General features: G+C 35.8%; 14 protein-coding genes and 2 tRNA genes. 7 read left to right on the top strand and 9 right to left on the bottom strand.

Annotated elements, in window-relative coordinates:
- Positions 1-110: 110 nt before the first annotated feature.
- Positions 111-183: transfer RNA gene (locus tag FLACHUCJ7_RS01250), tRNA-Phe, on the top strand.
- Positions 184-189: 6 nt separating this feature from the next.
- Positions 190-275, top strand: a tRNA-Leu gene (locus FLACHUCJ7_RS01245).
- Between the two features lie 396 nt (positions 276-671).
- On the opposite strand, the gene FLACHUCJ7_RS01240 is transcribed toward FLACHUCJ7_RS01245, so the two are convergent.
- Positions 672-1424, bottom strand: coding sequence for a DUF1349 domain-containing protein (locus tag FLACHUCJ7_RS01240; RefSeq protein WP_180907615.1), 753 nt, complete (start codon positions 1422-1424; stop codon positions 672-674).
- A gap of 106 nt (positions 1425-1530) precedes the next feature.
- Here FLACHUCJ7_RS01240 and FLACHUCJ7_RS01235 point away from each other — a divergent pair, with 106 nt between their 5' ends.
- Positions 1531-2298, top strand: coding sequence for a response regulator transcription factor (locus FLACHUCJ7_RS01235; RefSeq protein WP_180907614.1), 768 nt, complete (start codon positions 1531-1533; stop codon positions 2296-2298).
- 59 nt (positions 2299-2357) lie between these two features.
- On the opposite strand, the gene FLACHUCJ7_RS01230 is transcribed toward FLACHUCJ7_RS01235, so the two are convergent.
- The 8 genes from FLACHUCJ7_RS01230 to FLACHUCJ7_RS01195 form a co-directional block, all read right to left on the bottom strand.
- On the bottom strand, positions 2358-3464 hold the full coding sequence (locus FLACHUCJ7_RS01230) for a pectinesterase family protein (protein ID WP_180907613.1): 1107 nt from the start codon (positions 3462-3464) through the stop codon (positions 2358-2360).
- A gap of 88 nt (positions 3465-3552) precedes the next feature.
- Complete coding sequence (gene fucP / locus FLACHUCJ7_RS01225) at positions 3553-4857, bottom strand: L-fucose:H+ symporter permease (protein WP_180907612.1); 1305 nt, start codon at positions 4855-4857, stop codon at positions 3553-3555.
- A 20-nt stretch (positions 4858-4877) separates the two neighbouring features.
- On the bottom strand, positions 4878-5318 hold the full coding sequence (locus tag FLACHUCJ7_RS01220; protein ID WP_007809657.1) for a MaoC/PaaZ C-terminal domain-containing protein: 441 nt from the start codon (positions 5316-5318) through the stop codon (positions 4878-4880).
- 184 nt (positions 5319-5502) lie between these two features.
- A complete protein-coding gene (locus FLACHUCJ7_RS01215; RefSeq protein WP_180907611.1) occupies positions 5503-6567 on the bottom strand; it encodes a Gfo/Idh/MocA family protein in 1065 nt (354 codons plus the stop codon).
- Positions 6568-6569: 2 nt separating this feature from the next.
- A complete protein-coding gene (locus FLACHUCJ7_RS01210) occupies positions 6570-7793 on the bottom strand; it encodes an extracellular solute-binding protein (RefSeq protein WP_180907610.1) in 1224 nt (407 codons plus the stop codon).
- Between the two features lie 109 nt (positions 7794-7902).
- Positions 7903-9042 carry a CaiB/BaiF CoA transferase family protein gene (locus FLACHUCJ7_RS01205; protein WP_180907609.1) on the bottom strand — a complete coding sequence of 380 codons (1140 nt, stop codon included), beginning with the start codon at positions 9040-9042 and terminating at the stop codon, positions 7903-7905.
- A gap of 4 nt (positions 9043-9046) precedes the next feature.
- Positions 9047-10189: a CaiB/BaiF CoA transferase family protein gene (locus FLACHUCJ7_RS01200; protein ID WP_180907608.1), complete on the bottom strand. Its 1143-nt coding sequence runs from the start codon at positions 10187-10189 to the stop codon at positions 9047-9049.
- A 3-nt stretch (positions 10190-10192) separates the two neighbouring features.
- A complete protein-coding gene (locus FLACHUCJ7_RS01195) occupies positions 10193-11332 on the bottom strand; it encodes an ABC transporter substrate-binding protein (protein ID WP_180907607.1) in 1140 nt (379 codons plus the stop codon).
- A gap of 287 nt (positions 11333-11619) precedes the next feature.
- On the opposite strand from FLACHUCJ7_RS01195, the gene FLACHUCJ7_RS01190 reads away from it, so the two are divergent.
- From FLACHUCJ7_RS01190 to FLACHUCJ7_RS01175, 4 genes are all read left to right on the top strand, one after another.
- Positions 11620-12807: a glycoside hydrolase family 88/105 protein gene (locus tag FLACHUCJ7_RS01190; RefSeq protein ID WP_180907606.1), complete on the top strand. Its 1188-nt coding sequence runs from the start codon at positions 11620-11622 to the stop codon at positions 12805-12807.
- Between the two features lie 17 nt (positions 12808-12824).
- A complete protein-coding gene (locus FLACHUCJ7_RS01185) occupies positions 12825-13589 on the top strand; it encodes an SDR family NAD(P)-dependent oxidoreductase (RefSeq protein ID WP_180907605.1) in 765 nt (254 codons plus the stop codon).
- A 96-nt stretch (positions 13590-13685) separates the two neighbouring features.
- Entirely contained in the window at positions 13686-14540 is an 855-nt protein-coding gene (locus FLACHUCJ7_RS01180) for a fumarylacetoacetate hydrolase family protein (RefSeq protein WP_078225597.1), read from the top strand.
- Position 14541: 1 nt separating this feature from the next.
- Positions 14542-15555 carry a zinc-binding alcohol dehydrogenase family protein gene (locus FLACHUCJ7_RS01175; RefSeq protein ID WP_180907604.1) on the top strand — a complete coding sequence of 338 codons (1014 nt, stop codon included), beginning with the start codon at positions 14542-14544 and terminating at the stop codon, positions 15553-15555.
- Positions 15556-15571: the final 16 nt, after the last annotated feature.

Genomic DNA, 15571 nt, shown 5'->3' with positions numbered 1-15571 from the left:
TAGTTAAGCCCGCCTGCGCAGATGGTACTGCAGTTATGTGGGAGAGTATGTCGTCGCCTTTCTTTTGAAAACCCTGTTTCTGATGAAACAGGGTTTTTTGTTTTAAATGAGGTACCTTAGCTCAGATGGTAGAGCAATGGACTGAAAATCCATGTGTCCCTGGTTCGATCCCTGGAGGTACCACAAAATGCTCGGATGGTGAAATTGGTAGACACGCTGGACTTAAAATCCAGTGGACAGCAATGTCCGTGCGGGTTCAAGTCCCGCTCTGAGTACAAATCCCTAAAAAACGCAATTACTATAATTAAGTAATTGCGCTTTTTTGTTTTATGAAACCTTTTAAAATAATCAGAGATATTCACTAAACGATTATGGCTTTATAGCTAACTGACAGATTGTGATTAAAACGGAGTTGGGAGAGGGATAGGAAGAAGCTACCGAAGTAGCCTGGATAGCCCGACCGCATTATAAAAAGGGGCTTATAAGCGGTAAGTTTGGAAGTCCCTTTTTATAATGGGGGCTCCCCATAATAAAGTTAGTATTTAAAAAAGATAAAATGTTTTAATCAAACAAATAAAATCTAAGAAGAGTTTTAATGATTTAAATATGTGCTATTACAAAAGGGGATAAATTATATAGATCCACTTTTGTAATAGCACCTTTTCATATTTCTAGATTCCTAAACGAAAATCTTTTACACTTTTTTGTTCTAAGCAAATATCTTCGAAATAACTTGTTGTTCCCTTATCTACAGGGCATTGTGCACTGATTCCTGTCCAGATTTCTGCTGGATAATTGTTTTTGTATAAACGAACCATTTGCCAGTTTTTATTGTCAAGAGAATAATAACTGGCAACTGTTTCTGTATCTGATGAAATTTTCATGTAAACAGTTTTGAAATCAACAACATCATGATTGTTGTCGTCAGAAGTTCCTATTGTACGGACTGTGACAATTCTTTGATTACCGCGTTCATCCTGCTCAAAGCAAAATTTTTGATAAAAACTGTCGTTGACATATAGGTATAATACACCGGCATTGTACAACCCGGTTTTAGTGAATTCCGGGCTTATTTTTGCTGTTAAGGTAAAGGGTTTTGTGTTATTAACTTTAGATAAAAGAATAGGTGCCGAATTATTTGATAGTTTATTATTTGGATCTGAGAAATAATCCTTTTTCTCTCCCACATTAAATAGTATGTTTTCTTTATTATCCACTTTTGCTAGCGTATCAGCTCCATTAATTGATTTTGTAAAATGTATTTTGCTTAGTTTGATATCGCATGGAACTCCGCGGACAATCGCTGAGTCTTTTGGTTTTGTTGCAGTATTTTTCGCTGTTTTATTTTCTTTAGAAATATTATTGCAACCTGTAAATAAAATAATTTGAAAAAGACTGCAGAAGATAATGGATTTAGATTTCATAAATGTTTTTGTTAAATGTATAAATAGTCTAACTTAGTTTTTCAAATTTACATTCTGCTTCCAATAAGGACAATACGTAAAATTAACCAATTTTATTTGAATAAGTATGGCAAACATATGCATCGAAGATCAGTTAACTTCTACTTTATTAAAACAAACTTTTTTGGATGAGGAAGCATTAGATGTAGAAGATTATAAAAAAATGGCTGCAGCTTATGTTTCTATAGAGCAATGCGTAGCTGTACTTTCAGATTTTCAGGCTGACTGTAGTTATATTTATGCAGGTAATTTTGGTAAATTACTCGGACTCTCAGGTGATTTGTTTATTGATTCTGCTTTTGAGGACTGCATATTTGATAAGCTAAATCGGGATGATGTACTCGAACGCCATGCATTAGAACTTCATTTTTTTCAATACCTTAAAAATTTACCTGAAGAAGAATATAGAAATTACAGTACTTTTAGTCGTTTACGTTCTTCTGATGAGACTAACATGCATTATATTAATCATCGGACGATGTATCTTAAAAGATCACCAAATGGGAGTATTTTAGTTGCATTATGTCTGTATGCTCCATCAACTATTTCAGAATTTAGAAACGGAATTGATGGTAAAATTGTAAATATTAAAACAGGAGAAACCATAACGTCTGAAAAATATAAACCTTACTCAGAAAACCTCCTTTCTAAAAGAGAATTAGAAATTCTGGCTCATGTTGCAAAGGGAAGCAATAGTTATCAAATTGCAGACTTGTTAAATATTTCAGTTTATACTGTTCGTCGTCACAGACAGAATATAATTCAAAAAATGCAGGTTTCCAATACAACCGAAGCTTTAAAAACCGCTTTTGTTATGGGATTAATAAGAGTATGAGTTTAAAAAACATAAAAACCTTTAAACATTATGTGCTTAAAGGTTTTTATGTTTCGTTCTTATTCAAATGCTTTTTCAAAATTTGAATCGACATTTTTGGCTTTTTTTGAAGGTAAAACAGAATCACATTTGTCTTTTTCAATTATCGGATTCCAGTCTCCTTCAAGATTACTTGCAGTTGTTGTGTTGGCTGCAAATATTTTTTCTTTGGTATATTCAGATACTTCGACTTTATTCAATTGTTTAGACCATGAAATACGTTGATCTGTATCAGAGCCTGGTCCAAAACAATCATATTCTGCATAGAAAGAAGTTTTCCAGTTGTCATAGGCTTTATTTTCCGGATCTTTAGACCAGATTGACCAGCCTTCAGGTATTATAATAGATTCTTCATGCGAATGGATAAAAACCGTATTTGCACCTGCTCCCCAAGGTCTTCCAAGAGACACTTTTGAAACAGCTGCTTTTGGATATTTCATTATCAAACAGTTTTTAAATACAAAACCATATTTGCTTTTTCCGGCTTCATGGTTTCCGGCAGTGATATAAGAGTCTTTTCGACATTGGATAACACAGTTTTCAAACAAGGCTATTCCTGCGCCAAAAATGAAGTCTGTCGTTCCATCAATGATACAATCTTTAATGTAGGTTCTCTTATTTGCTTTAAGATAAAAGGTATCCTGAAAACCGCTCATTTTGCATTTATGAAATATTGTTCTGTCGCCATTTACCATTAAAGCTACTGCCTGGCCGCCTTTTTTATACTCAGGTAGCTCACTACTAATGGTATTTTCAAAAGTGATGTTTTCTGCAAAAAAATCATTTGCTTCAATTAATACACTAAAGGATTTACTTGTACCACCCGCAATTTCAGCATAATCATCATAAGTAAGAATAGTATTTTTGTACGATTCACCAATTAAAGAAACATTCTTTTTTCCTGCAGATAGTTTTATTTTCTCTTTATAAGTGCCAGGTTTCACAAAAATGATGGTACGTTTAGTACTATTATCAGGGACAGCATTAAAAGCATCCTGAATTTTTGTGTAATTACCGCTTCCATCAACAGCCACTACAATATCATAAGCAGTTTTGTTTTTTTGGGCGTATAAAACCACGTTGAAACTAATGAGCAAGAAGTAAAAAGTAAGTAGCGTTTTTTTCATATTAGATTTGAATGATAGCAGTTAAAAAATAAATTTCCAAGGAACAAATTTTGAACCTTGGGAATTTATAAAAATAATTGAAATTGAACTAAGAAACGATATTTTTTACTTTATGTCCAAATATTCCGAAATAAAGAATAATCACGAAACATACTAGCGGAATTATATAACCTGACTGAATATCGTCATGTTTCATGTCAATTAAAGTTCCCATTGCATAAGGAAGGATTGCTCCACCCACAATAGACATTACCAACCATGATGAGCCAGTTTCTGTATTCGATTTTAAACCTACCAATCCTAAAGAGAAAATAGTTGGGAACATGATTGACATAAAAAAGCCTAATCCGCCCAATGCGTAAATAACTGTAATACCTGATCCGTAAATCGCTACTAAGCAAAGCAAAGCACTAATTATACAATAGATAGAAAGTAAAACATAGTCTTTGACAAATTTCAAAAAGAATGTTCCACTAAAACGACCTATCATAAACAGAAGTCCATATATGCCAAGGTAATAAGCAGCTGTTTTTTCATCTAATCCAGCTTCTTTTTGAGCTATTCGGACAAAAAAGCTGGTTACACATACCTGGGCTCCAACATAAAAAAACTGTGCTACAACTGCCCAACTTAAGTGAGAGAATTTTAAAACAGAGAAAAAACCTGGTTTAACTTCGTTTTCTGTTTGTTTAGACTTCATTGATGGCAAATGCATAAAATAAAATATTATAGCTACCAACACCAGAACACTGCCTAAAATAATATAAGGCAATTTTACTGCCGAAGCCTCTTCTAATAAGTAGGCTGTTTTTGCCGTATCTGACATTGCGGCCATCTCTGCTGGGGTGTAGTTAATTCCTGAAAGTATAAAAATACCTCCCAAAACAGGGCCTAACATGGCTGCTAAACCATTAAATGAGGCAGCCAGATTTAATCTAAATGAAGAAGATTCTGCAGGACCTAAAATAGCTGCGTAAGGATTTGCACTAGTTTCAAGAATAGTCAACCCGCAACCAATAACAAATAAAGCAAATAAGAACAATTCATAAGTTCTAGTGTTTGCGGCTGGTACAAAAAGAAAAGCTCCTATTGCAAAAACTAATAATCCTATGATGATACTGTTTTTATATCCTAATCTTTTAATAAGCATTCCAGAAGGAATTGCCATAATAAAATAAGCAAAATAGATAGACGTATCAATCAATGTTGATTCTCTGTTGTTGAGTTGACAGGCTTTTTTTAGATGTGGAATTAAAATACCGTCAAGACCGTGCGCCATTCCCCAAAGGAAAAATAAGCTGGTAATTAAAATAAAAGGCAAAAGATATTGATTTCCTTTTCCGCCTTCTGTTGGAACTTCGTGTTGGTCTCCCGTTTGGTTGGTTGCTTGCATAGTTAGATTTTATTTTAGGATTATTTTTTTTTTACTAATAAAAGGTGATCACATACGAGAACCACTTCACCTCGTTGGTTGATGATTTCTACATGTTCTGTCACAGTTCCCATATCCGGTTTTTTAGCTTCTCCTTTTTCTGAAATAGTAATTTCAGAATGGATAGTATCTCCAATATGTACCGGTTTTACAAATCGCATACGGTCATAGCCTTTAGAAAAAGCTTCCGGATTTATTTCTGATGCTGTTAAACCGATTCCAATACTGAAAACCATTGTTCCGTGGGCAATTCGTTGTCCGAAAGGCTGAGTTTTGCACCATTCTTCATCCATGTGATGCGGAAAAAAATCGCCGGTATGTCCTGCATGAACTACAAAATCAGTTTCTGTAATTGTTCTGCCTAATGTAACTCTTTTATCATTAAGTTGATAGTCTTCGAAAAATGTCGATTTGAAATACATGTTTTTTTAGTTTTTTAGTCCTTAGTGATTAGTCCTTAGTGATTAGCTAATTACTATGGACTAGCGACTAATTACTTTATTTATATAATTTTTTGGGCGTTTTAACACGCTTTCCGCTGTATCTTTTTTGGCAGAAAAAGCCAAAAAAGGATGCCGCTTCAATCGTTAACGCGGGCAACCATTGTTATAAATCATTTAGTGGAATTCCACCTTTTTGATTACTGATGTAACAAGCTTCAACAACCTTCATCGTGTCTAACACATCCTGAACACTTGCTAATAATTTGTCATCAGAACCTTCTTTAAAGCGCATCAAATTTGACATTGTTCCAATAAAAGCCTCCGGAAACCACGAACCTTCCAGATTAATTTTTTCCCATTCGTATGTACCATCTTTTTCCAAAGCAACCTCAAATTCGTCCGGCATGCCGTCAGGGTAATTCATCAACAAGCCCATTTTGGCTTTGATTGCTCCCTTTGTTCCTTCCCATTTGATGTAGCTTTCTTCGTGTTTAGAGCCAAAATGATGATCGTGATTGGTATTGATAACCACACGCATCGAATCGCCATAATCCAAAATAATGGAAGAACGACAGGAAGATAATTTTTTCAGAGGATGATTAGTCGTTTTGGCATAAACCCCTTTTGGGTTTCCTAAAAACGAACGAATGCAGTCAATATAATGCACACTGTGAAAAAGAATTTCCAATCTTGGATGTTCCTTAATCAGCGGAAACAATTCCCAAGGTGTATTTACCGTAACTTTAAATTCTAAATCATACAAATCGCCAATAATTCCCTGATTAATCATGTATCGTGCTGCACTGACAAAAGAGGCAAAACGCAACTGAAAGTTGATGGCTGCAACTAATTTTTTTCTTTCGCAAACTGCCACAATTTCTCTGGCCTGGGCCAAATCATTTCCCATCGGTTTTTGAATCAGGACCGCAGCGCCATCTGGAAGCTGTTCCAATATTTCGATATATTGATCAGGTAATACGGTAATGTCGTAAACCGCATTCGATGGCGCATTTTTTACAGCTTCGGCTACATTTTCAAAAACATTCGGAATGCCAAATTGTTCTGCCATATCCTGTGATTTCGAGAGCGTTCTGTTGGTAATACCAAAAACACTCATGCCAGCCATTTTATAAGCTGGAAGATGAGCATCTTTTACGATACCGCTTGCGCCAATAATAATAATCGGTTGTGTTGTTTCTGGCAATAACGGTTTATATGGAATATTCATAATTATATAATTTGCAGAATAAGATTCTGTGTTTCTTCTAATAATTTTTCGGATGGAATGTTGCTTTCTAATGATTTCAAAACCATCTTGTCAATAAGCTCGGCTACTTTTGGCCAAACCGGAGTTTGAGGAAGTGTCAAAGCATTTTCATGCAATGTTTCCAGTTTATGATAAAACGGAATAGTTGTGTTGATTTCAACATCATTCCACGTAGATTTACGGCAACCGATTCCACCTTCAGTTGTTAATAACTTATCACTTTCAGGGGTTGTTGCAAATCTCAGAAAAGCGTACGCCAGTTTTTGATGTTTGCTTCCTGTGCCAACGGTATATAGCCAATATACATTCAACGAAGCCGTTTTATTGTTTTCGTTATGCGGTAATTCCGTGATATCTACTCTTCCTTTTACAGTTGATTCTTCAATCACTTCACACATTGAGGCAAATCCAAACCAGTTGATTGCCATTGCCGCTTCTCCTTTGGCGAAAGCCATACCAGCTTCAACAGAGCCAAAATCTTTTGATTGCGGATGAATGGCTTTTTTATTGTTGGCTATAGTTCTGTAAAAATCCAAAGCTTCAATGGCTGCTGTATGATTGATGTCGATTTGATTTTGAGCATTCAATAAAGAACCGCCTCTTGTCCATAATTGCAGGCAAAAATCAAAAACCATATTGTGACCGTCAGGATAATGCGCAAAAACTGAACCATATAAATTTTGTTCAGGGCGATTGAAAAATTCGGCAATTTGAGTGAATTGTTCCCATGTTTTGGGAGGAAGTAATTCGTATCCAAATTGCTTTTTGAAATTTTCTTTTTCAGTCGGATTTTCAAATAAATCTTTTCTATAAATCAGACATTCCGGGCCATCATGAAAAGGGAGCCCGTAAGTCCCGTTATTAATCTGCTGTAAATTCAATAAAGACTGATGCCAGCCTTCAGGATAATTTTGAGGAGGATTCTCAGAAATTAATGAAGTCAAATCAAGAACCGCTTTTTCATTCGCAGCATCAAAAATCCAGTCGGTATTGATGTGAGCAATATCCCATTTTCCGTTTATTAAACCTTTATTGGTAATGGTTTCTTCATAAAGATCGTGCAGATCCAAAGGAATCATTTCTGCTTCAACCTGAATGTTATTTTTCAGGCAGAATGAATCCCACAGTTTTTGAAGCGTAGTTTCAAAAGGATCAAATTTCCTGACAGCGATTCTTAATTTGGTCATTACTAATTTGTATTTAATGTTTTACGCAAGGTCTTTTTTTGACCTTGTATGTATATTTATATTTCAATATCTGCAAGGTTTGAAAAAAAACTTGCTGGATTTTGGGTAATTAGTTACTTATAAATTCTTTAATAATTCGCTCGTTGTCCTGTCCTAATTTTGGTGAGCCTTTACCTGATGTAAAAATTTCTCCGTCAATTCTAATAGGACATCGGGTTGTTTTATAAGTGTAGCTGTCCAGCATTTCAACTCGCTGTACGAAATTAAGAACCTGAAAACCCTCTTCTGCAAAAAGCTGTTTATAGTTCAGGACTTTGGCACACCAAATATCAGCGGGCTCCAAAATATCCAGCCAGTGTTGCGTTTCCTGAGTTTGCAAATGAGAAGCCAGAATGTTTTTGATTTCATCCCTCAATTCAAATTTATTTTCAGGAAATTGCAATAATTTATCACATTTTAAAAGCGAAGCCAAAACCGGAATCGATCCCATAGCCAGGGCTAAGTAGCCATTTTGAGTTTTGTAAATTCCATAAGGCGCACCCAGATAAGCGTGAGCATTGTTGGATTTTGTCCGAACAGGCAATTCACCACCGTCGTTAAAATAAGTAGTAATGGTTTCAAACTGAAAATCAAAAGCAGATTCCAGCATACTTACCTGAACTTTCGCCCCGATATTATGAGTTACTTTTCTATATAAAGCAGCTAAAATTCCTTGTGCCAAATGTGCTCCCGCTAACATGTCTACAATCGATAATCCCATCGGAACCGGACCATCTTCCTGATTTCCGCTCAGCCAGGTTAAGGCTGTCAGCGATTGCAGTAATAAATCCTGTCCGGGTAAATCTTTTAGTTTGGATTTTGTACCGTAGCCTGAAATTTCGGCATAGATGATATTAGGATTGATTACTGCGACTTCATCATAACTCAAACCTACACGTTCCATTACGCCGGGTCTGAAATTGTGCATGACAACATCGGCTTTAGCCAGCAATTTTTTTAGCTTTTCGAGTTCATTCGGGTCTTTAAAATCGATAGCGAATGATTCTTTGTTTCTGTTGATGGTATGAAATACAGAAGATTCTCCATTCATAATCAAATCAGACGTATATAAGGTTCGGCAGATATCTCCAGTTCCGGGTTTCTCAATTTTTATCACACGGGCACCCAGATCTGCCAAGCGTAAACTGGCTGAGGGACCGGAAAGAAACTGGCTAAAATCTACTATTAAATAATCTTCTAATGGTTTCATCCTGCTAGTTTAAAAATTGTTCGTTTATTGTTAAATTGTCTTCACCAACTTTAGGCGCTGCTTTAGTACTTGTTAAAATCTCACCATCCAGTTGAATTGGGCTTCTGGTCGTAACCAATTTTTCGCCTGCCGAATTTTGTACCGTTTGTTTCAATTGCAGTTCATTCACAAAGGATTGGCTGTCTAATTCCTGGTAATTAAGTACTTTGCCACACCAAACTCCTTGTTTTTGAAGTAATTCAATCCAGTAATCTGCTTTTTGAGTCAATAATTTTTCGGCTAATAATTCCCTGATTTCATCTCTTTGAGAAAACCATTTGTGTTTATCAGTGTAATTTTGGAAATCGATTTCCAAAATACTTCCAATAAAAAGCAAATCTCCCATTGCTAAAGAAATGTATCCGTCCTGAGTTTGGTAAATACCATAAGGGGCACTGAGAAAAGCATGAGCGCTTCCTTGAACATCACTTCTTTGAGGCTGTTGTCCGCCGTCATTTAAATAGGAAGTTATGGCTTCAAACTGAACATCCAAAACAGATTCGAGTAAACTTACTTCTACCAAAATCCCTTTTCCTGTTTTTGCTCTTTTCAATAATGCAGCCAAAATTCCCTGTACAAAATGATTCCCACACATCAAATCGGCTACAGCCAGACCAAACGGAACGGGTCCCTGACTTTTTCTCCCACTCAGCCAGCTTAATCCTGAAAGTGACTGCAGTAATAAATCCTGTCCCGGTTTGTTTGCCCAGGGGCCTTTGTCTCCGTAACCTGTTATGGTTCCGTAAATTATTTTTGGATTGATATTCAAAACATCGTCAAATGTCAAACCAATTTTATCCATTACGCCCGGCCTGAAATTATGGGTCATAATATCAGCTTTGGTAATTAATTTCTTTACTAAAATTAAATCCTCAGGATTTTTAAGATCAGCTGCAAAAGATTCTTTATTTCTGTTAATGGTATGAAAAAGCAAACTGCTGTCATCCACAAAAAGATCTTTGATGCTCAATTGGCGACAGGCTTCACCTTTTACGGGACGCTCAATTTTGATGACCCTTGCTCCTAAATCAGCTAATTTTAATCCGGCAGAAGGTCCCGCCAAAAATTGGCAAAATTCCAAGACAACTAATCCTTCTAATGGTTTCATCTGTTATAAGTTTAAAGACTTTATGTAATGTGTATCCATTGCGGATAAAGCAGCTTTTTCATCACCTCCATTCATTAAATAATCACGAACCACATCTCCCGCATGATCCTGAAAATACATGTGTCCGGAATATCTTGGTCTTAAAAAAGCTCTTTCTAAAGCAGGCAATGTGTTTTTGAAATAATCATGGGTTATTCCGTTAATTCGGTCATTTTTCCAGGCTTGCAAATGTCCCGGTTGTCCGCCGTTATCTGAAAAAATATTTTGTTGTACCTGAGAAGACCCTGTAAATTCAGCATATTTTATTGCTTCCGGAATATGCTGACTGAAAGAAGAAACAGCCAAACCGGTTCCGCCCAAAGAACTAATCATCGGTTTGTCATTCAATTTTACCAAGTCATAAAAATGAAGTAAATTTTTGCTATAACCAGTTCTTGAATAATTAGAATAACCGTACGCAAAAGGGCAGTAAGCAATTTCATCAGTATTGACCATAGCTTCATATACCTGAATCGGATTGCGATTGAAATTTGCCGGATCCATTAACTGAGCCAATTCGCGATGGATCTGTAAAGCTTTTTTTCCTGTTTCCACAGAAATTACTTTTTCCTGAGACTGAAAAGGAGTTTCACCTAAACTGCAGCAAAAAGAGTAAAAAGTCATTAGCGAATCTACCGGAATTCCTGCAAAAGCGATCAGTCCTTTTTTTGCTAAAGCCAATAAATCATCATAGGTCTGCGGAACTTTTAACCCATTTTTTTCCAAAATATCTAACCTTGCGGCTGCTACAGGAGTTGCTGCATCTATTGGTAATGCCCATAATTTATTGTGAAAGACGTAGCTTCCGTAAGACTTACCAACGGTATTAATTTCCTGATCTTTTATATATTCGGCAGGAAGATAATCTGATAAAGGTAAAATTGTTTTGGTATCGGCACCAAATCCTGTCCAGGGATGATCTATAACCAAGAGGTCAAATCTTTTAGCTAAATCTTCAATAGAAGCATCTGCAAATTCCTGTAAACTCCTTTTTTCCCAACTTATTTCTATATCAGGATTCAGCTCTGTAAAACGCTGAGCTGTGGCCACCATTGGCAATAATCCTCTGGTGTGGTTCCACGTAATCCCTTTTAGTTTTTTCATTTTGATAGTATAAATATAATAAATGTAATTTTCACATTTACAAATATAGAAATTAGATTCAATTGCTAAGATTATATGATTTATTTTTTCTCAAATAGTGCAGGCTTTTTTTATATTTTGTACAAATTACACATAAAATGTGATATTGTTTTTAATTATATCTATTTTTAAGCACTGATCCTTAAAATAAGTGTCGGGTATTCATATTAAGTTTTATATTTGTAAATGTGAAAATCACATTTATTTTCACATCAATTTCACATCAATACAATTTTTAAAGTAGCGATATGCTTAAAATTTCTTTTCTTTCCAAAATGATTGTCTTACTGATTTTTGTAACGGCAATTTCAAATGCTCAAAATACAATTCCAACGAAGCTAAAATGGTCAGAAAGAATGGCTTTAACATTAATGCAGCGTCATCCGCAATCGTATATGATTGATGATGCTCCAATAGCACATATAAGTTATGTCCATGGTTTGGTTACCTATGCTTTTCAACAATTAGGCGAGCAAAAAAATGATGAAAAATACGCAGTTTATGTCAAACAATATGCTGATGAATTGATTGATGCCGACGGAAATATTAAAACGTATAAATACGAGTCCTTTAATATCGATAATATCCCTACAGGCCGAATTTTGTTTGATATCTATGAACAGACTAAAGACAAACGATATTTAACTGCCATGCAGACTTTGCGTAAACAATTAGAAGAACAGCCTCGTACTCCAAGCGGTGGTTTTTGGCACAAAAAAATATATCCTAATCAAATGTGGCTGGATGGTTTGTATATGGGTGAACCATTTTATGCAAAATATACCGTAACGTTTGAAAACGGTGTTAAGTTAGATGATGTTGCTCATGAATTTGAATTGATTCAGCAAAAGGCAACGGATCCAAAGACAGGATTGTTATACCATGCTTGGGATGAGAGTAAACAAATGCCATGGGCAAACAAAGAAACTGGTGTTTCACCTAACTTTTGGTCCCGATCAATGGGCTGGTATGTGATGGGATTGGTAGATGTTCTGGATTATTTTCCTAAAGATCATCCAAAGCGAAAAGAACTAATTTTGTATTTAAATAATATTTCGAATGCCTTAGTGAAATTTCAGGATCCATCAGGATTATGGTATCAGGTTACGGATATGGGAACAAGAGAAGGTAATTATTTAGAAACTTCAGGTACGGCTATGTTTGCTTATGCTTTTGCGAAGGGAGCAAAAAAAGGATATTTGCCTAAAAAATTCAAAAAAATTGCTGAAAAGGCCTTTGATGGTATTACTTCAAAATTTGTTAAAGTATATCCAAATGGAGAAATTGAAATTACGAATGCCTGTGCTGTTGCTGGTTTAGGAGGAAATCCATATCGTGATGGTTCGTATGAATATTATATTAATGAAAAAAGAAAAGATAATGATCCTAAAGTAACCGGACCTTTTATTCTGGCTGCTTTAGAACTAAATAAATAATACTATAATTTAAAAATATGTTTTCATTACAAAATAAAAAAGCCGTCATAACCGGCGGAGGAAGTGGAATAGGAAGGGCTATTGCAACTTTGTTTGCGAAACAAGGAGCAGAAATTCACATTATTGATTTAACTATTGAAAGTGCTCAGGATGCAGTTGCTGATATTGAGCAATTGGGAGGAAAAGTATTTTCATATGCGTGCAATGTAGTAAATCAGAAAGAGGTAGTCGATACATTTGAAAAAATTGGAAATATCCATATTTTGATTAATAATGCCGGTATTGCACATGTGGGAAAAGTCGACACAACTTTGGAAATCGATTTCCAAAGAGTAATGGATGTAAATGTAAAAGGCGTTTACAACTGTTTGTATGCTGCAATTCCACAATTTAGATTGTCAAACGGAGGTGTTATTTTGAACATGGCCTCTATTGCATCATGGGTTGGGATTCAGGATCGTTTCGCTTATTCAACTGCTAAAGGAGCTGTAATGGCAATGACTTTATCAGTAGCCAGAGATTACATTGATGAAGGGATTCGATGCAATTCGATTTCGCCTGCGAGAGTGCATACTCCTTTTGTAGACGGATTTATCAATAAAAACTATCCGGGCAAAGAAGCTGAAATTTTTGAAAAACTGTCTAAGTCGCAGCCAATCGGACGTATGGGACAACCTGACGAAATTGCTGCACTGGCTTTGTATTTATGTAGCGATGAAGCCGGATTTATTACCGGAAGTGATTATCCTATTGATGGAGGATTTATAAAATTAAATAATTAAAAAAGAGATGCTAAGGTTCTGAGATACTAAGCTGCTAAGATTTTAGCCTTAGAAACTCAGAACCTTAGAATCTTAGTAACTTAAAAAATTAAGAAAATGAAATTAATACGTTTTGGAGCTGCCGGACAAGAAAAACCGGGTGTTATTATTGGAGAAAAAAGATATGATGTTTCTTCAATTGTTTCGGATTTTAACGAAGCTTTTTTCGAAGACAATGGTTTAGAGAAATTAAAGAAAGCTTTAGAAAGTAATCCAGCATTACCGGAAGTAGGAGCAGATGTACGTTTAGGTTCTCCGGTGGCAAGGCCTTCAAAAATAATCTGTATTGGATTAAATTATGTAGATCATTGTCATGAAACTGGCGCTCCGATTCCAACTGAACCAATTATCTTTTTCAAATCAACTACCTCTTTATGCGGTCCGAATGATGATTTGATTATTCCAAAAAACAGTGAAAAAACTGACTGGGAAATCGAGCTGGCATTTGTGGTAGGTAAAAAAGCAAGTTATGTAGAAGAAGCAGAAGCTTTGGATTATGTTGCCGGATATGCTTTATTGAATGATTACAGCGAAAGAGCTTTTCAAATCGAAATGGGCGGACAATGGGCAAAAGGAAAAGGTTGTGATACTTTCGCTCCTCTTGGCCCCTTTTTGGCTACACAGGATGAAATTGTAGATGTAAATAATTTACCAATGTGGTTAACAGTTAACGGAAAGAAATTCCAAAACAGTAATACTTCTAATCTGGTTTTCAAAATACCATTTTTAGTGCATTATCTAAGTCAGTTTATGACCTTGCTTCCTGGTGATATCATCAGTACAGGAACGCCTCCGGGAGTTGGATTAGGAATCAAGCCGGATCCAATCTATATCAAACCGGGCGACGTTATTGAATTGGGTATGGATGGTCTGGGATCAAGTAAACAAGTAGCTAAAGCTTATTCTAAATAAAATGAAATATATTGTTTGCGAAAAACCGCAGGAGTTTCTAATCAAAGAAAAACCAATGCCGGAACCCAAAGAGGGAGAAGTACTTTTGAAAATTAGAAGAATTGGTGTTTGCGGAACCGATATTCATGCTTTTGGAGGAACACAGCCTTATTTTGAATATCCGAGAATTCTGGGGCATGAATTGGCTGCCGAATATATCAAAGGAAACGCCAAAGGTTTCGAGCCGGGTGATAAAGTAACATTTATTCCTTATTTCAGCTGCGGAACATGTGTGGCCTGTCGAAATGGTCTGACTAATTGTTGTGCCAATATTAAAGTCTTCGGTGTGCATATTGATGGCGGAATGGCCGAGTATGTTACGATTCCTGAACAGTATTTACTTCACGGACAAGGTTTAGATTATGATGAACTTGCTTTGGTTGAACCATTAGCGATTGCAGCTCACGGAGTAAGAAGAGCAGCAGTACAAGCAACGGATACGGTTTTGGTAATGGGAGCAGGTCCTATTGGATTAGGATTGATTCAGTTTGCGAAAATTGCGGGTGCAAAAGTAATCGTTATGGATATCAATGAGTATCGTCTTAATTTTTGCAAAGAAGCACTTCAGGCTGATGAAACTATTAATCCGTTACATGATGATGTGGCTGTAAAATTAGCAGAATTGACCAATGGCGATATGGCGAATGTAGTCATTGACGCTACCGGAAATCAAAAAGTGATGAACAGTGCTTTTAATTATATTTCGCATGGTGGAAGATTCGTATTGGTGGGACTTCAAAAAGGAGAATTGAATTTCAGTCATCCTGATTTTCATAAAAGAGAATCTACTTTAATGAGCAGCCGAAATGCGACTATCGAAGATTTTGAATATGTAATGCAATGTCTGAAAGCAGGTAAAATCGATCCGAAAAAATACATTACACACAGAGCTGATTTTTCGGAAATGATAGGTGAATTTACAAAATGGATTGACCCAAAAAATAATACTATTAAAGCGTTAATCGAAATAAATTAAGATTAAACTATAGTTT

The sequence above is a fragment of the Flavobacterium salmonis genome (genome assembly GCF_903819435.1).
GTDB lineage: Bacteria > Bacteroidota > Bacteroidia > Flavobacteriales > Flavobacteriaceae > Flavobacterium > Flavobacterium chungangense.
The sequence above is the reverse complement of the archived record's forward strand: the minus strand, read 5'-3'. Positions and strand labels throughout refer to the sequence as shown.